The organism is Bacillus sp. YBsi01, assembly GCF_038406745.1.
Classification (GTDB): domain Bacteria; phylum Bacillota; class Bacilli; order Bacillales; family Bacillaceae; genus Bacillus; species Bacillus siamensis.
Genome location: NZ_CP151679.1, coordinates 31,027 through 47,868, shown reverse-complemented (window position 1 = coordinate 47,868; position 16,842 = coordinate 31,027). Strand labels below are relative to the sequence as shown.

18 protein-coding genes are annotated in these 16,842 nt (G+C 45.9%); 3 read left to right on the top strand and 15 right to left on the bottom strand.

Annotation, left to right across the window (positions count from 1 at the left end; translation table 11 throughout):
* The first annotated feature begins 108 nt into the window (after positions 1-108).
* A complete protein-coding gene (locus AADZ70_RS00320) occupies positions 109-708 on the top strand; it encodes a hypothetical protein (protein WP_342007514.1) in 600 nt (199 codons plus the stop codon).
* Positions 709-917: 209 nt separating this feature from the next.
* On the opposite strand, the gene AADZ70_RS00315 is transcribed toward AADZ70_RS00320, so the two are convergent.
* Positions 918-2,309: an L-cystine transporter gene (locus tag AADZ70_RS00315; RefSeq protein ID WP_016938422.1), complete on the bottom strand. Its 1,392-nt coding sequence runs from the start codon at positions 2,307-2,309 to the stop codon at positions 918-920.
* 151 nt (positions 2,310-2,460) lie between these two features.
* Here AADZ70_RS00315 and AADZ70_RS00310 point away from each other — a divergent pair, with 151 nt between their 5' ends.
* Complete coding sequence (locus tag AADZ70_RS00310) at positions 2,461-3,540, top strand: diguanylate cyclase (protein ID WP_016938423.1); 1,080 nt, start codon at positions 2,461-2,463, stop codon at positions 3,538-3,540.
* 224 nt (positions 3,541-3,764) lie between these two features.
* Here the strand turns inward: AADZ70_RS00310 and AADZ70_RS00305 are convergent, their stop codons facing one another.
* Entirely contained in the window at positions 3,765-3,914 is a 150-nt protein-coding gene (locus AADZ70_RS00305) for a hypothetical protein (protein ID WP_235714295.1), read from the bottom strand.
* Positions 3,915-4,450: 536 nt separating this feature from the next.
* Between AADZ70_RS00305 and cspB the strand changes: the two genes are divergently transcribed.
* Complete coding sequence (cspB, locus tag AADZ70_RS00300; RefSeq protein WP_003155376.1) at positions 4,451-4,651, top strand: cold shock-like protein CspB; 201 nt, start codon at positions 4,451-4,453, stop codon at positions 4,649-4,651.
* Between the two features lie 85 nt (positions 4,652-4,736).
* On the opposite strand, the gene AADZ70_RS00295 is transcribed toward cspB, so the two are convergent.
* The 13 genes from AADZ70_RS00295 to AADZ70_RS00235 all read right to left on the bottom strand — a co-directional run bounded on the left by AADZ70_RS00295 (position 4,737) and on the right by AADZ70_RS00235 (position 16,832).
* A complete protein-coding gene (locus AADZ70_RS00295) occupies positions 4,737-5,684 on the bottom strand; it encodes an ABC transporter permease (protein WP_016938424.1) in 948 nt (315 codons plus the stop codon).
* Entirely contained in the window at positions 5,677-6,594 is a 918-nt protein-coding gene (locus AADZ70_RS00290; RefSeq protein WP_016938425.1) for an ABC transporter ATP-binding protein, read from the bottom strand. Before AADZ70_RS00290 ends, AADZ70_RS00295 begins: the two co-directional genes overlap by 8 nt.
* The gene (locus AADZ70_RS00285) at positions 6,595-7,311 is read right to left on the bottom strand and encodes an ABC transporter ATP-binding protein (protein WP_016938426.1); all 717 of its coding nucleotides are present in this window, start codon (positions 7,309-7,311) and stop codon (positions 6,595-6,597) included.
* Entirely contained in the window at positions 7,301-7,678 is a 378-nt protein-coding gene (locus tag AADZ70_RS00280; protein WP_029575338.1) for a GntR family transcriptional regulator, read from the bottom strand. Before AADZ70_RS00280 ends, AADZ70_RS00285 begins: the two co-directional genes overlap by 11 nt.
* Before the next feature lie 2 nt (positions 7,679-7,680).
* Entirely contained in the window at positions 7,681-8,448 is a 768-nt protein-coding gene (locus AADZ70_RS00275) for a hypothetical protein (protein WP_342007513.1), read from the bottom strand.
* Between the two features lie 119 nt (positions 8,449-8,567).
* Positions 8,568-8,939 (bottom strand): hypothetical protein, encoded by a 372-nt coding sequence (locus AADZ70_RS00270; RefSeq protein WP_016938429.1) that lies wholly within the window; start codon positions 8,937-8,939, stop codon positions 8,568-8,570.
* A 12-nt stretch (positions 8,940-8,951) separates the two neighbouring features.
* The gene (locus AADZ70_RS00265) at positions 8,952-9,485 is read right to left on the bottom strand and encodes an NAD(P)H-dependent oxidoreductase (protein ID WP_016938430.1); all 534 of its coding nucleotides are present in this window, start codon (positions 9,483-9,485) and stop codon (positions 8,952-8,954) included.
* A 24-nt stretch (positions 9,486-9,509) separates the two neighbouring features.
* Positions 9,510-11,051, bottom strand: coding sequence for a DHA2 family efflux MFS transporter permease subunit (locus AADZ70_RS00260; protein ID WP_095241037.1), 1,542 nt, complete (start codon positions 11,049-11,051; stop codon positions 9,510-9,512).
* A 94-nt stretch (positions 11,052-11,145) separates the two neighbouring features.
* The gene (locus AADZ70_RS00255; RefSeq protein WP_007610259.1) at positions 11,146-11,811 is read right to left on the bottom strand and encodes an HlyD family secretion protein; all 666 of its coding nucleotides are present in this window, start codon (positions 11,809-11,811) and stop codon (positions 11,146-11,148) included.
* A gap of 36 nt (positions 11,812-11,847) precedes the next feature.
* Entirely contained in the window at positions 11,848-12,312 is a 465-nt protein-coding gene (locus AADZ70_RS00250; protein WP_016938432.1) for a MarR family transcriptional regulator, read from the bottom strand.
* 192 nt (positions 12,313-12,504) lie between these two features.
* Complete coding sequence (yhbH, locus tag AADZ70_RS00245) at positions 12,505-13,677, bottom strand: sporulation protein YhbH (protein WP_060963222.1); 1,173 nt, start codon at positions 13,675-13,677, stop codon at positions 12,505-12,507.
* Between the two features lie 188 nt (positions 13,678-13,865).
* A complete protein-coding gene (prkA, locus tag AADZ70_RS00240) occupies positions 13,866-15,761 on the bottom strand; it encodes a serine/threonine protein kinase PrkA (protein WP_016938434.1) in 1,896 nt (631 codons plus the stop codon).
* 360 nt (positions 15,762-16,121) lie between these two features.
* Entirely contained in the window at positions 16,122-16,832 is a 711-nt protein-coding gene (locus tag AADZ70_RS00235; RefSeq protein WP_342007512.1) for a hypothetical protein, read from the bottom strand.
* Positions 16,833-16,842 lie beyond the last annotated feature (10 nt).

Sequence of the window (16,842 nt, the reverse complement as noted above, 5' to 3'; positions counted from 1 at the left end):
TCTATTCGGCTGGATTTATGCACGCCGTTTGCATTCTGAGCGATTTGGATAAATATCAGAAGGAAAGGAAAAGATAAATGTAATCAATAGAATGAGGAGGGATTTAACTTGTTCAGACAAAAAAGAGGCATCAGCCCGACAGCGCTGCTGATCGGCTCATCAATTTTGATTGCAGCTTTATCACCGGAAATCCGCCGCAAAATCACCGGAATGGTTTCAGGCCGAACGCAGCATAAAGATGACGCACACTCCATGCAGCCCGCCGAAATGATTAAGCAGGCTTTTGGCGGAGAATCCGGCGGACAGCAGCACACGGACAAAGCCCGGCATTCACAAAGCGGCTCCATGCAGCCCGCCGAGATGATTAAGCAGGCTTTCGGCGGGGAATCCGGCGGACAGCGGCACACGGACAAAGCCCGGCACTCACAAGGCGGCTCCATGCAGCCCGCCGAGATGATTAAGCAGGCTTTCGGCGGAGATTCCGGCGGACAGCGGCATGAGCAGACTTCCCGCCAACACTCCGGCTCAACTTCATCGTCTCATGAACACAGCCGGAGCCATACGGACGGACAGGCAGACCGCAGAAAAGAGACTTCGGCAAAGCCTCACTATACGGAGCCGATTCACTTTGAAGAAAGCGCGGTAAATGTTTTAAATGACAGCACCGTAATGAATATGCTGGAAGATCTGGAACCCGGAAATCATTAAAAATACGCGAACTCGTTTTTTAACGATTTGAAGAAGTTCCCTTAATCACAATGCCGGGGAGCGGATAATGTTGCTTCCCGCTAAAAAAGCCTTAACTTCAGGTGAAGTTAAGGCTTTTCAGATTGAGGAAAGATCTTGCTAACCATACAGTGCGGCTTCACAGCAAAGTGATGCGCCATGGCTGGTTTTTGCTGATGATCCTCTTTTTATTAAGCTTCTTCAGCTTCAATGACGATTGAGGAATCATTGTAAACCGAGGTATCGGTTTCCTTCGTCATTTTACTTGTTAACAGTCCCGCGGTCATGCTGCCGCTGACATTTAAGGCAGTGCGCCCCATGTCAATTAACGGCTCAATTGAGATGAGCAGCCCGGCAAGCGCGACAGGCATGTTTAAAGCGGATAAGACGAGAAGAGCCGCAAATGTCGCGCCGCCTCCTACGCCTGCTACACCGAACGAACTGATTGCCACTATCGCGATGACCGAAATAATAAATCCGGGTTCAAACGGATTTTGCCCCACTGTCGGCGCAATCATCATCGCGAGCATTGCAGGATAAATGCCGGCACAGCCGTTTTGACCGATAGATAAGCCGAATGAACCGGCGAAGTTCGCAATTCCTTCCGGTACGCCCATGCTTTTTTGTGTTTTAATATTGAGCGGCAAAGCCCCTGCGCTTGAACGGGACGTAAACGCAAACACCATGACCGGAAATGCTTTTTTCACGTATGTGATCGGATTTAAACCGCTGAACGTAATCAGCAGCAAGTGAATGATAAACATGACGATGAGCGCGGCGTATGATGCGATCACAAACATCCCCAGTTTCACAATGCTGTCGATGTCGCTTGTCGCGATCGTTTTCGTCATAATCGCCAACACCCCGTAAGGCGTCAGTCTTAAAATTAATGTCACGACGCGCATAATAATCGCGTAAACCGCATCGACAATTCCGCTGAATGTCGCGGCGTGCTCCGGCTGCTTCCGTTTCACGCCAAGGAAAGCGATGCCGAGAAAAGCGGCGAAAATAACGACTCCGATGGTGGAAGTCGGTCTGGCCCCGGTGAAATCAAGAAACGGATTTCCCGGCAGAAGCTCAACGATTTGCTGAGGAAGCGTTTTAGCCGTCATATCCTCCGATTTTTGCTGAAGCTCCTGGCCTCTTGATAGCTCAGTGCTTCCCTGGTCGATATGAACGGCCTTCAGATCAAAAGAAAGCGCCGAAACAATTCCGACTGCCGCGGCAATTGCTGTTGTGGCGATCAAAATTCCGATGATCAGGCCGCTGATTTTTCCGATGTTATGGGTCAGTTTCAGCTTCGTAAATGCGCCCAGAATGGAAATAAAGACAAGCGGCATGACGATCATCTGAAGCAACTTGACATAACCGCCGCCGGCGATATTAAACCAATCAGCTGTTTGTGTCACGATATGTGAAGCCGGCCCGTAAATCAATTGCAGTGCAAAACCGAATACAATGCCTAATCCGAGCGCGGTAAAGACACGTTTAGAAAAGGAAACGTGTTTTTTTTGCATCACAAACAGACCTGCTATAAGCAAAAGCATAATGAAAACATGTAAGACTACAAATAAATTCTCCAAAACAGGTAAACACTCCCTTGCTCATTATCCTTAAACACTATATTATATGAATTCCGATCGGTCAAGTATGATTTTACAATATATGTATTTTTATAGACTTTTCTCTTTTCTTTCCACCCTTTCTTTAGTAACTTATATAAGGGTGATTGTTATGCTGAAGGAACTGTTTCTTAATTTGACGATTTTAATCACATTTAATTATCTCTTCACCCTTCTTTTTAAAGAGTCGCTGTCGTATAAAGAAGACCGTCCGATGTTTCAATTACTGAAGGGGGCGGCTTGCGGGCTTTTAGGGGTTTTTCTGATTGCTTTCGGCTTTTCTTACTCTGATTCTATCATTGACCTCAGAAATATCCCGATTATCATCGCCGCTCTTTATGGAGGCTGGGTGTCTACGGCAGTTGCCTTTGCGATTATCGTGGCAGGCCGTATCCTGATCAATTTCAATGCCAGCGCCATTTTTTCCATTGCAGCAGTCGGGATTATTGCCATACTTTCTGTGGCCGTCCTCAGAGGAAAAAAGCCGGATCGCAAAAAGGCGTTCGTTATGCTGCTTTTCTCAAACGTTATTTTCACCCTGACGCTGCTGTTGCTTGTGCCTGAACAGCCTGCCGGGACCCTCGTTTATTATTGGCTCATTTCCACTTTGGGCGGAATGCTGTCACTGTATATCATCAAACACGAAGCCGATGCCCGCCTTTTATTCAAGAAATACAAGTTTCAAGCGAATTATGATTTTCTGACTGGGATTTTTAATAAGAGAAAGTTCGAGGAGATCTCGCGCCTCCTGTACGACCGGGCATCTCGATCAGCCTCATCTCAGCTTGCGCTTATTTATTTAGATATTGATCACTTTAAACAGATCAATGATCAATACGGCCATTATGAAGGTGATCAAGTGCTGAAAGAACTGGGGACGCGGCTGAGGTTCTTAATCAGCAGTTCTGATCCGTCAGCCCGTATCGGGGGCGAAGAATTTGCGGTGCTTATACCGAATTGCACGTATACAAAAGGGCTTCACCTCGCAGAAGAAATCAGGCAGACGATGGACGGGAACCCGATTCTGCTGACGAGCGGAGATACAATTTTCGTGACCGTTTCTATCGGCATCGCGCACTATCCGACCAATACGGGGGATCCGCAGACCCTGCCTCTGATCGCAGACCGGATGCTGTACAAAGCGAAAACCTCAGGACGCAATCAAGTGTGCAGCACTGAAAAAAAAGAATGATCGCCGCAGGGGGGAATCATTCTTTCTTTTCAGTGACAACGGCGCCCGCCTGGAAAACGGGAATCAGGCTGCCCTGATATTCGATACAAAGACAGGAGTTGTTGCATCCGCTTATCAACTTTATCATCTGCGCCGACCAGATCAGCGCGTCCTTTTCCGCATGAAATCCTGCTTTTTCGCGTCACTTTGACTGAAAACTGCTGCCTCACGTCTTTTCTACGTAATCAGCCCGCCTCCTGCATAAGAAAGAGCGCTCTGCCGAAATCCGCAGCTTCTTTTTTCCAATAGTCGGCAAACATTTTAAAATAAGCAACGGTTTGAAATGTATCTGCATCAAAATCCCCGCCGACAATGTGCCAAATCAGCCTGGGCATAATCCGAAAACATTGCCAATGAAAGTTTCAATCCTTCCTCTCCGACTTTTTTGCGACAAATCCCCAGATAAATGGATGACATACATTGATTCTGATAGTAATGGCTCGATTTCAAGCGGGATCATGGCATGAAGTAAGCAGCATGATCAAAATGAAGAGAAACAGACTCTTTATAATCCGCAGCTTCAAGATGACCTACTCCCTCCCTATTTTTATTTGCAGTGCAGCACTGCACCATGCATTCGGGCTCATGATTAAGTTAAGGTTGTAGAGAGCGGCTTTTATGAGCTGCAAAATGTGCTGTTCAATCTCAGATCAGCCTTCCGTATCCGCGCGATTTCGACTTAAAAAATGTTATTTCAAAAAAAGTTACATTTAGCAGTTGTTTTTTCTCCGGATTACTGGTAGAGTAAAGGTAATTATTTTTGTTCGAACTATCTTTAAGAAGAAAGTTTTGCAAGAGTTTTCGTCTTGGAAGTTTGTTTTAGAGCAAGAATAGTGAATTTAAGCGTTATGTCGCTTTAGGAGGAAATTTCATGTTAGAAGGTAAAGTAAAATGGTTCAACTCTGAAAAAGGATTCGGATTCATCGAAGTAGAAGGTCAAGACGATGTATTCGTTCACTTCTCTGCTATTCAAGGCGAAGGCTTCAAAACTTTAGAAGAAGGCCAATCTGTTTCTTTCGAAATCGTTGAAGGAAACCGCGGACCACAAGCTGCTAACGTAACAAAAGCATAAATGTCTTAAAAAAACCTGCCGGTGCAAGCCGGCGGTTTTTTTATATCTAAAAGCTGTTTTGCCTATGCAAAACAGCTTTTTTACATCAGGTCGCAATATCCCGTTTTAAGAAGACGCCGAATGCGAGCGCCATAAAAATAATGAAGTAAATCACAAGCATCACAACCGAAAATGTCATCGTCATCCCCTCTACTAAAGGAGTACCGTTCATATATTGCGACAAATCCGTGTTCGCAAATAAAATATATTTCGTCCATTCAAATTTCGTGGCAAGAAATACAGTCGCCGTGTTGCCCATAACCAATAGAAAAATAGAAAATCCGACCGCTAATGAGCTGTTTCGGAATACTGCAGACAGCATAAACGCCATCGTCGCAAGCATAAAAGCGGAGACAGATTCATAGATATATGTTTTAGCGAGGAAAGCGATGATATTTTGCTCAAAAACATGGCCGTCTTTGTATACGAGATGAACATCAGCCGCAGTATCTCCGCCTGTACCGAAAAAGACCAATCCCAACAGAGCGGAGCCGGCAAATAAAATCACAAGCATCAGCAGTCCGAACAGCAGCACCGTCATATATTTAGATAGCAAAATCTGAAAACGGCTGAGCGGACGGATGGCCAGCAGCTTGATCGTCCCCCAGTTGAACTCATTTGCCACGATGCCTGCTGCGATGATAATCGTGAACAGGCCGGTCAAAACCGTCATCATCGAAGAATCAGCTACGTATGACCACACTGTGTACCCTGTATCCTCGGGGAGGTTATGATCCATACGGTATTCATTTATCGCGATATTCTGTTTCAGACTATCAATGACAGTCTGATTTCCGGTTTCCTTTATCTGCTGTTTCATTTCTTTGTTTGCACCCTGGAGCTCCTGCTTCCAATTTGGATTGGCGTCGCTCGAGGTGAAATGGTTTGACAGAAGTGCAAATCCGGTCATCGCAAGGCCTAAAATCACAATCATAGCCCACGTGCCGACACGGCTGAAGATTTTAATCCATTCATTATAGATCAGTTTAAGCATATTGAGCCTCCTCTTTCGTCCCGCCGGTAATTTCCAGGAAACGGTCTTCTAAAGATTTTGTTATGATTTTCACTTCATATAAGCGGATATTTTCACGGACGAGAAGTGAAATCACATCAGGCACTTCCTGTTTTGACAGCTTGATCTCAAAGCCGTTTGTTTGCTTCACACAGTCAAACTGACTCAGGACGGCAAGCGCCTCTTCCCTTTGTTCAATATGGAAAAAGTATGTATCTTTTTCTTCTGTTCCTTCATCTCTTACCTTTTGAATATCAACAAGCTCTCCTTTTTGCAAAATGCCGATTCGATCGCACATCAATTCCATTTCGGACAGCAGATGGCTCGAGACGATAACCGCCATTCCTTTTTCCCGTGTCAGCTTTTTCAGATGGTCTCTGATTTCCCTGATACCGGCGGGATCAAGGCCGTTTGTCGGTTCATCCAGAATCAGCACCTTCGGGTTATGCAGCAGACTCTGAGCAAGGCCGAGGCGCTGTCTCATCCCGAGAGAATAGGTCTTTACTTTGTCATGAATTCTGTCCTGTAATCCGACGAGCTCGATGACCTCATCTATTTTTTCTTTCGTAACGCCTTTTACCATTCTTGCGTACTGCTGTAAATTTTTATAGCCGCTCAGGAATTTGTACAGCTCCGGGTTTTCCACGATGGCTCCGACGTGCCTGACCGCTTTTGCATAGTTTTTCGTAATGGATTCCCCGCAGATTACGATGTCTCCCTGAGACAGTTTCATTAATCCGACCATCATTCTGATCGTTGTCGTTTTCCCCGCTCCGTTCGGCCCTAAAAATCCAAACACTTCGCCTGCCCGGACGGAGAAGCTCAGATCATGAATAATCGTTCGTCCTTTAATCGTTTTCTTTACCTGTTGCAATTCCAATACCGTTTCCAATTAGAATCCCCCTTCTTTTTCGTACGCCTGCAGAATGCTTTTATACCATTGCAGTACGGACATTCCTTCCTGCTCCCTGAGCTCTTCGACTTCACGCCGTTCAGCGATTTTCCCTTTTCTGAACACCATCACTTCGTCCAAAAGCGTCTCAATCTCATCGATCTCATGTGTGGCGATGACTACGATCTGACTGTCAAAATCAATATACGATACGAGACTGTTGACGATTGACTCCCGGACCGCCGGATCCAGACCGGAAAACGGCTCATCCAGCAGAATGACGGATGCTTTTCTCGACAGGGCCAGGACGATTTTCAGCCTGCCCCGGCTGCCTTTAGACAGCTCTTTTATTTTCTGCTCCGCTGAGAGATTCATTTCCGATAATAGATTCCGTGCTTTCTCCAGCTGAAAATCCGGGAATTGTGAATGATAAAATGTGAGCATATCACCGACAGTCGTCCGGGCGAAAAACGTATCATGTTCGGTTAAATAAGCCGTACGAAAAAGCATTTTCCGGCTTACGGCACGTCCGTCGATCCGAACAGCGCCCGAGGTGGGAAATGCAAGCCCGGCAAGCATTTTCAGCGTTGTTGATTTACCGCTTCCGTTCGGTCCTAATATTCCGTAGATCTTACCCGGAGACAATGAAAATGATACATCGCTGACTGCGAGCCTGCGGCCGTATTTTTTTGTAACGTGTTCAAAATCAAGATTCATCGTCTGCTTCCTCCGCATATTGTTTGATCCCGTCGAGCATTTCTTCAGGAGATAACCCAAGCTCCGCCATTTCCTGAATAAAGCGTTTGAATACGTCTTTTGTCAGCCTGTCTTTCAGCTCCTCTTTCAGATCGGGTCTTTCAGCTATAAAGGTTCCCTGTCCTCTTCTCGTTTCCACGATCCCCAGCCTTTCCATTTCACTGTACGTTCTTTGTATCGTATTCGGATTCACTTTCATCTGCACGGCCATCTCTCTTACGGACGGCAGTTTGTCACCCGGCGAAAGCTCGTTTCGAATCAGCCGGTAATATACACGGTCGGCAATTTGCAGATAAATCGGCTTTGATGATTGAAATTCATGCTTCATCATTACACCTCAACCTTGCGATTCAGCATTATTGAGGCCAGCGCGAGACAGAGCGCCGCAAGCACAATCACGGCCAGGAAGCTGAAAAGCGAGATGTGGACGGCCTTCAGCTCCATCGTCCAGCCGGCCAATTTTGTATAATGAAATTCAAAATTCGCATACACTTTTACCGGCCATAAATCATGTTGAGATGAAGTGAAAGGCGTAATGAGTTTATCGTCAATATAGGCCCAGACAAACGCAAGCACGATGCAGATCACCCAGCGGAGAACGGGGAAATGTTTTAACGAGTGAAAAACAGTCCAAAATACGGCCACGATCACAGATAAGTACGCTGAGCTGATCAGCAGGTAAGCATTCAGTCCTGTTAATGTGCCGGCCAGGGGAATGGTGTGTTCCAGCGCTCCTTTTGCAGCAAGCATCCGGAACATCCAAATACCGTAGCCGGTCAGCGCCAGCTGCCCGATAAACTGATACAGCAGTGAGGCCGTCAGCTTGGAAGCCAGCAGATAAAACCCGCCATTCGGATTGTAAAGCCACAGCTGATTTTTCCCTTCTTTGTGAAGGTGATAGTACATAAAAAGCGGCGCCGCAAGAAATTGAAAAAACCCCATTGCCGCAAAAAAGCCGAAAATGACGAGCGGTTCTTTCTGACGGACAGCAATAACGTGGGCTGCCGCCGCCCAGAAGATCATGCCGCAAACCCAAACCGCCAGCCAGACCCATGAAACCTTCGCATCTTTTTTCAGCAGACCTAAAAACGATGTCATTCTTTCTCTCTCCATTCGGGACCAGTGTATGAGTCACATAGTACACTAGATCATCACAAATTACAATATCTTCAATAAAAAAAAGACAAATCCGCTCTTATGCAGATTTGCCTTTTCCGTTACTTCTTTTTGTTTTTTAAGGAGAGCAGCGCATCACGATAGCTGCTATCCTGCATTTTGCCGCCGCTTTCGGGATCTGTTGTTTCCTGATCCGTCTCAGAAGTCTTGAACTTCTGAAGCGCCTGACGGTACACATCATCGCCCATTGTATTCTTTTTCTCGCGGGGAGATTCAGATTTTACAACGACGGGAACATGCTCGGCTGAGCGTTCCTCGGCCGGATCATGCTTTTCCGGCTGTTCGGCTGTAGTGCCGATCGCTTCTCTCTTTTCTTCTTTGACATCCTGTCCTGCAGAAGTGCTGCGGACATTGAATGTGATAAGAAGTGCAATCACAATGACAGCAGCAATAACCGCTATAATAATGGCCATATAACCCTCTCCTTACTGTCGTCCGGCAGTTAAATTACCTGTGACCTGGCTGACACGTCTGCCAAGCGCACGGCCTAATTGAAGGCCTTCTTCCGTCATCAGCACATCGCTGTCAACCGGGCATGTGACGCCCGCGCCGTAGTAAGAACCGTACAGCGCATTTTCAGGAACGTTGCCGGGAAGACCGACAACAATCATGCCTTGGTGAAACATAGGAGTGATCAGATTGTGCATTGTCATTTCTAATCCGCCATGGGTTGTCGCAGTCGTACAGAATACGGCGCCGACTTTATCAATCAGCTCGCCCTCAGCCCACAAATAGCCGAGTCTGTCGATCCACGCTTTTAAGCCTGAACTGATGGTGCCAAAGTGTCCAGGGCATCCCCAGATAATCGCATCCATGTCTTTCAGCTTGCGGATGTCAGCTTGATCGACATGGTCAATCAAGACTTCAGCATCAGCGTTTTCACTTGCTCCTTCCGCAATGGCTTCGGCAAGGTATTTTGTGTGTTCGCCTTCACTATCGTACACTACGTAAATTTTCATTCAGGAAACCTCCCATTCAGATGATTAAGATTCCTTCACTTCTTTAGGGGCCGGAAGCAATGACAGCTCCTCTTTTTTCTTCGCCCGCTGTTTGTCTTTCCGTACGTCACGCAAGAACAGGCTCAAGACTACACCGATAACCGCAAAGATCGTCGCCCACATAAACGCGTCATTAATTCCCATAACGTTGGAATTAAGTGAAGCCGTTTTGTATAGATAGGCATAAACGGTTTGTTTCGCCGCATCAAGCGACATGTTCATGTTGACCATTAAATTCGAAACCGCGCTTTGGAACGACTGCATGAAGCTTGGATCTGCCGTGCTTGTTTTATCCGCAATCTGCGAATAATGCATCGTCGTGCGGTTCGTATAGATCGTTGTGATCAAACTTGTTCCGATTGAACCGCTGATCTGGCGGAGCGTGTTGCTCATCGCCGTGCCGTGGCTGTTCAACCGTGCCGGAAGCTGGTTCATTCCGGCTGTCATTACAGGCATCATTAACAGTGACATACCGAATGCGCGGATGGCATAGACAAGCATGATATGCGTATAAGGTGTGTCAATTGTCAATTTTGTATACTGGAATGTCGTTGCGACCGTAATGACCAGCCCGACGATCGCAAGCGGTCTCGGACCGATTTTGTCAAACAGAATACCGGAAATCGGCGACATGATCAGCATGACAATCGCGCCCGGCAATAGCAAGAGGCCTGATTGCAGCGCCGTAAAGCCGACTAAGTTCTGCAGATAAATCGGAAGCAGGAACATTCCTGTGTAAAGCGCAACGGTAATAATGATGTTAATCACACTGGAAAGTGAGAAAATATCATATTTAAATACCCGGAAGTCAAGCATCGGTTTTTCAGATCGCAATTGCTGAATGACAAACGCGGCAATCGCGATGATACCGACAATAACGGTAGACAGAACGATCGGGTCTCCCCAGCCGTCGCTTCCCGCTTCACTGACTCCGTAAAGCAATGAGGCAAATCCGACAATGGACAGAATCGCACCCAAGCTGTCGAGTTTGATTTTTTGCGGTTCCACCAAGTTCTTAAAGAGGAAAAACGCTATGACAATAACGATCGCCCCGATCGGAACAAGGCCGTAGAACATAATGCGCCATGTGTAATGCTCGATGATCCAGCCGGAAAGAGTCGGTCCGACCGCCGGAGCAAACATCATCGCAAGACCGAAAATCCCCATTCCTTTCCCCCTGCTTTCAGGCGGGAAGATAAGCAGAATGGTTGTCATGACCAGCGGCTGCAAGATACCGCCGCCGACCGCCTGAATTAACCGGCCGATCAGCATGGTTGAGAAGTTAGGCGCGATTCCGCAGACTAACGTTCCCGCTGTAAAACAGAACATGGCTACGAGAAAGAGGCTTCTTTGCCCGAACCGGGTAATTAAGAAGGCCGATAACGGAATCAAAACACCGTTGACCAGCATGTATCCGGTCGTCAGCCACTGAATCGTCGTCGCACTCACACCGAACTCGGTCATTAAGTGCGGCATCGCCACGTTAAGAAGCGTTTGGTTCAAGATCGCCAGGAATAACCCGGCCATAAGCACAATAAGCAATGTTTTAGGACTTTTTACTTGATTATCTGATTTAGCCACCTAAGACAACCTCCCTTCATGGTTTGATGACTGATCTGTATTATTCAGAGATTTTTACAGATGCGTTCATACCAGGAAGCACCTTGTCAGATGGGTTGCTGAGTGAAATTTTAACAGGAACTTTTTGCGTTACTTTTGTGTAGTTGCCGCTTGAGTTTGAAGAAGGCAGCATATCAAAAGTTGAATTTGTCGCATAGCCGATTTCTTCTACAGTTCCGTCAAATGTTGTATTAGGGTCACCGTCAACAATGACGTCTACTTTGTTTCCTACTTCAATGTCTCTGATGTCAGTTTCTTTAATGTTTGCAGTGATGTAAAGGTGTTTCATGTCAATTTCTTGGGCAATTGTCGTACCGGCTTGCACCATTTGGCCGTTTTTCACTTCGTTTTTCACGATTGTTCCATCCATGATGGCTTTAACGTCAGCATTTTGCTGTCCTTTGATTTTTGCAACAACGTCGTTTTTACTTACTTCTTTCCCCTCATCAAGGTTCCAGTCAGTTACTTTACCCGCAGCAGGAGCTGTGATAGCAGCCATGTCGCCGGCAACTTTTGCTTCATCGGTTTTTACATAGTGCGTGCTTTGATAATAGTAGTAAGCACCTCCGCCTATAATTGCAAGAACAACAATCAAACCGATAATGTTGGTCAGAATTAAACGTCCTCTGTTCATTTTGTTTTCTCCTTTCGTTTCTTCCTCTATCATTTTGTGGAATGATGATAAAAATATGTGGGGATTTTTTTATTTTCCGTTTTTCACTGCACAGCCGTTTGCAAGCTTCGTTAAACTTTCCGCCAGCTTGCGCAGGTACTGCAGTTCAGCGGTATTGAGCTGCCGGTATAGAACCGCCGCTTTTTCGGCGTATTGAACAGCAGCTGTCTTTAGAAGTTCTTCCCCCTCTTCGGTTAACTGAATCATAACAACACGCCGGTCGTCGTGATAGTCGCTCCGAACCATTAATCGGCGCTTATACAGAATATCGGTCATTCTCGTGACAGACGCCGGTTTCAGATCAAGCGACAAAGCCAGCCTTGAAAGCTGCGTGCTTTTGCTCTTATGTATTTTGAACATCAGCAGATACTGCAGGACTGTAATATCAAAAGGTTCAAGAACTGTCTCCAAGATCATTTTCTGCTTTTTGTAAATTGATCTGGAAGTATCAAACAGCTGTTCAAAACTGAGCAAAGCAAGCTCTGATTCAATCACCGTATTTTCACCTCATTCCCTTAATAATAGTTCACAAGATAAAATATTAATAAATGAAAGAAGATTTGTAAAGAGAAAAGTTTTATTTTTTAAGGATTTTTTTTATGCCTTTTTTTCTCTTTATTTTTAATTTAAAAAAGCCGGGTGAAGAACCGCGCCGCACGATTCTTCACTCGGCTTTATGTTTAATACTTATGCTTTGCTTACCCCCGCTTCCTCTTTTTTGAAGAAGCTTTTCAGCGCTTGAAAAACGTCTGATTTCTGCTTTAAGATGTAATATTTAAATTTATCATCTTTGACGTTTTTATAGGCGGACATGAGTGTTGAATGCCTGTTATATTGATTAACCTCACCGTAGCAGAACAGATTCGATTTTTTCATGATGTCATTGACGAGCTTTACGCATCGGGCGTTATCCGATGTTAAATTATCCCCGTCTGAGAAATGGAACGGATAGATGTTGTAGCGGGCGGGGTCATATTTTTCATCAATTAATTCAAGAGACTTCCGGTAGACGGAGGAGCAGATGGTTCCCCCGCTCTCGCCTTTCGAGAAGAAATCTTCTTCCGACACCACCTTCGCTTCCGTGTGGTGGGCGATAAATTCGATATCTACCGTTTCATACTTTGTCCGTAAAAATCGTGTCATCCAAAAAAAGAAGCTCCTCGCCATATACTTTTCCCATACGCCCATCGAACCGCTTGTATCCATCATGGCTAAAACGACAGCTTTCGATTCCGGCTTCGTCACATCATTCCATGTTTTGTATTTCAGATCTTCCGGATAAATCGGATAAAACGACGGCTTGCCTGACATGGCGTTTCGTTTATAGGCAGACAGCATCGTTCTTTTCTTATCAATATTCCCTGTCAGCCCGGTTTTCCGGATATCATTAAATTCGATGTCGGTATGAACGATATTGTCCCTTTCCTTTTGCTGCAGATTCGGCAGCTCTAATTCCTGAAACAGCGCTTCTTCCAGGTCCATCAATGAGACCTCGGCTTCATAATAATCCTCGCCTGCCTGATCGCCGGCTCCCTGGCCTTTTCCGGCCCCCTGCTTTTTATCTGCGCCGTCTCTGGCGACGACATCGCCGATTTCGCTGTCACCGTCACCTTGGCCGACATGTTTGTTTTTATCATAGTTATAACGGATTTTATATTCATCAAGCGAACGAATCGGGATTTTCACGACATCTTTTCCGTTGGACATAATAATGCTTTCCTCAGTGACAAGGTCCGGAAGGTTGTTTTTTATCGCTTCCTGTACTTTCTTTTGGTGGCGCTGCTGGTCGTCAAAGCCTTTGCGATGGAGGGACCAGTCTTCCTCTGAAATCAAAAAATTTCCGCTGTCATTACGGGACATGAATTCCCCTCCTTAACCGTTATGGTCGTTTTACATGTGTATTCCGGCTTGGTCCTGTTTATGAAACAAGTCCGGCGAAAAGATTTATTCTTATCTTATGCCGGACGGACTTTTCAATTGACAAACAATTTTGAAATATAGACAAAAGAACCCGTCCTTTTACGGACGGGCCTTTCATCAATCAAGCATCAGCGGTTGAGCAGGCTTCCGACATACTTCAGCAGTTCATTTGCGCTTGTCGAATTATAGCCGTGTTCATCTATTAACCGCGCCACTACCTCATTAACCTTTTTAAGCTGCTGCTCATCCGGCGTTTTGGTTGAGGTCGTAATTTTCACTACATCTTTTAAGTCTGCGAAAAGCTTTTTCTGAATCGCTTCGCGGAGTCTTTCGTGTGAGTTATAGTCGAAGCGTTTTCCTTTTCTTGCATAAGCGGATATGCGGATTAAAATTTCTTCGCGGAATGCTTTTTTGGCGTTTTCCGAAATGCCGATCTGCTCTTCAATGGATCTCATCAGCTTTTCGTCAGGGTTCATTTCTTCTCCCGTCAGCGGATCGCGGAGCTTATTTTTGTTGCAGTACGCTTCCACATTATCTAAATAATTATCCATGAGTGTTTTCGCGGATTCTTCATATGAATAAACAAACGCCTTCTGCACCTCTTTTTTGGCGATGTCATCGTACTCTTTCCTGGCGGCGGAAATAAAATTCATATACCGCTCTTTGTCCTCTGCGGAAATGGACGGATGCTGATCGAGTCCTTCCTTTAAGGAACGCAGCACGTCAAGCGAATTGATGGATTCCATATTTTTTCTGATAATCGTTGAGGAAATACGGTTGATGACATAACGCGGGTCAATTCCGCTCATTCCTTCATCATGGAATTCCTTCTTCATATCCTCCAGATCAACGGAATTGTAACCTTCAACGCTTTCTCCGTCATAGAGCCTCATTTTTTTAACGAGATCAATATCAGACCGGTTCGGTTCCTTCAGCCGGGTCAAAATAGAAAACATCGCGGCCACTTTTAATGTATGGGGGGCGATGTGTACGTCAGAAACATCACTTTCCGAAATCATTTTTTCATAAATCCGTTCTTCTTCGGACACCTTTAAATTATAAGGAACAGGCATCACGATGATTCTGGAATGAAGGGCTTCATTTTTTTTATTGGCAATAAACGAGCGGTACTCCGTTTCGTTCGTATGCGCAACAATCAATTCGTCGGCTGAGATGAGCGCAAACCGTCCGGCTTTAAAATTCCCTTCCTGCGTGAGTGACAGAAGGTGCCAGAGAAATTTTTCATCGCATTTCAGCATTTCCTGAAACTCCATCATTCCGCGGTTCGCTTTATTTAATTCACCGTCAAACCGATAAGCGCGCGGATCTGATTCCGAGCCGTATTCGGCAATCGTTGAAAAATCAATGCTCCCCGTCAAATCGGCGATATCCTGTGATTTCGGATCAGACGGGCTGAAGGTTCCGATTCCGGTACGCTTATCCTCCGAGAAGAAAATGCGTTCAACCTTTACATCCTCAATTCTGCCGCCGTATTCTTCTTCAAGCCGCATGACATTAAGCGGAGACAGGCTTCCCTCAATTCTGATCCCGTATTCTCTGTAGAAGTCTTCGCGCAGATGATGGGGAATAAGATGGAGAGGATCTTCATGCATCGGGCAGCCTTTGATAGCGTAAACGGCCCCGTTGTCTGTCAACGAGTAGGCTTCAAGCCCTTTTTTCAGCATGGTGACAAGGGTCGATTTCCCGCCGCTGACGGGCCCCATTAATAGTAAGATCCGTTTTCTTACATCAAGCCGCTTGGCAGCCGGGTGAAAGTATTCCTCCACGAGCCGTTCCAGAGATTCTTCAAGGCCGAACAGTTCCCGCGAGAAAAAACTGTATGTCTTTTTCCCGTCATCTTCCTCGATTCCGCTGTCTTTTATCATATTAAAAACGCGAGAATGAGCAGACTGCGCGACCAATGGATTTTCTTTTATGATCTCCAAATAATCAGCGAACGTCCCTTCCCATTTGAGACGCTGCTCTTCCTCTCTGTACTTTTCAATTTTCTTTAATATATCCATAAGAACCTCCTCTATCATGGTTAATGCACTAGAAATAAGGTACTTTGTTACAATCTATGCGCTGACGTGATAATACATGCTTTTCGTTTCTTAAAAATAAAGGCGGCTCAAGGGCGGTCATTGACAAGGGTCTGGTGCACCGTTCATAATGAAAGAAATACAGTTTCATCCAGACTCGGACATCAAATGGAAAAGCAAAGAGGAGGAGAAATGATGAAAACGATCATCTTACTGGGGGTCATTCTCACTTTTTTAGTATCCATTTTTACGGCGGGTTACGACAGCAAACCTGAAAACGAATAACGGCAAAAAGGGTGCTCCTTATGAAGAGCACCCTTTCCTGTACAACATAACAATGTTTCATATTTGAATGTGTTCTTGGACAGTTGATTTTTCATGGGCTTTGCAGCTTGTTTGATACTCGATTTTTCCGATTTTGCAGCCCGGGCCGATTTCCACACGCTTTCCTCTGACGATGTCCGCTTCCGTGTATTCGAGGTAAATCGTGTCTCCCTCGATCAATTCAGCCGAAAGCATGCCGGCTTTCCGTTTCAGAAAACCGGGTTTCCGCCTGACTGTGATCGATGTACCGCCGATTTCCTTCACGTTGCTTCGGTCATAACGCAAATGGATATTGACGTCTCCCGCGTTTAACAATCCCGCCACATTGAGACAGCCTGTTACATGAAGCTGCTCTGTCTCGCAATCGCCGTCCACGGTGAGACTTCCTTTAATATGACACTGCTCTCCCGCGGCCCCGCCGGAAATGTCGGCAAGTCCTTTCAGCCTCAGCGTGGTGAAACGCATGGAGCCCCCGATTTTCAGCGTGCCGAGCACATTTGCGGAACGTGCCGATAAATCTCCATCAGTTTCATGTTCCCCGAAAATTTTCAGCCGATTGATCTCGGCATCTCCGAGAAAACGCCCCGTACCGAATATCCGGCAGCGCTCGCTTTGAAGCCCTTCGCCGACAATGCCTTCTCCTTTAATGCTTACATTCTGGTAGGAGCCCCCGGCGGCGTGTCCGGCTCCGTACATTTTTAAATGACTCAATTTTTTTGTTGTTTCCACTGAAGCTCCT

Coding starts and splice junctions, on each gene's coding strand:
- AADZ70_RS00310 (WP_016938423.1), top strand. CDS start 2,461: ATGCTGAAGGAACTGTTTCTTAATTTGACGATTTTAATCACATTTAAT.
- AADZ70_RS00305 (WP_235714295.1), bottom strand. CDS start 3,914: ATGCCCAGGCTGATTTGGCACATTGTCGGCGGGGATTTTGATGCAGAT.
- cspB (WP_003155376.1), top strand. CDS start 4,451: ATGTTAGAAGGTAAAGTAAAATGGTTCAACTCTGAAAAAGGATTCGGA.
- AADZ70_RS00295 (WP_016938424.1), bottom strand. CDS start 5,684: ATGCTTAAACTGATCTATAATGAATGGATTAAAATCTTCAGCCGTGTC.
- AADZ70_RS00285 (WP_016938426.1), bottom strand. CDS start 7,311: ATGAATCTTGATTTTGAACACGTTACAAAAAAATACGGCCGCAGGCTC.
- AADZ70_RS00280 (WP_029575338.1), bottom strand. CDS start 7,678: ATGAAGCATGAATTTCAATCATCAAAGCCGATTTATCTGCAAATTGCC.
- AADZ70_RS00275 (WP_342007513.1), bottom strand. CDS start 8,448: ATGACATCGTTTTTAGGTCTGCTGAAAAAAGATGCGAAGGTTTCATGG.
- AADZ70_RS00270 (WP_016938429.1), bottom strand. CDS start 8,939: ATGGCCATTATTATAGCGGTTATTGCTGCTGTCATTGTGATTGCACTT.
- AADZ70_RS00265 (WP_016938430.1), bottom strand. CDS start 9,485: ATGAAAATTTACGTAGTGTACGATAGTGAAGGCGAACACACAAAATAC.
- AADZ70_RS00260 (WP_095241037.1), bottom strand. CDS start 11,051: ATGGCCGGGTTATTCCTGGCGATCTTGAACCAAACGCTTCTTAACGTG.
- AADZ70_RS00255 (WP_007610259.1), bottom strand. CDS start 11,811: ATGATAGAGGAAGAAACGAAAGGAGAAAACAAAATGAACAGAGGACGT.
- yhbH (WP_060963222.1), bottom strand. CDS start 13,677: ATGTCCCGTAATGACAGCGGAAATTTTTTGATTTCAGAGGAAGACTGG.
- prkA (WP_016938434.1), bottom strand. CDS start 15,761: ATGGATATATTAAAGAAAATTGAAAAGTACAGAGAGGAAGAGCAGCGT.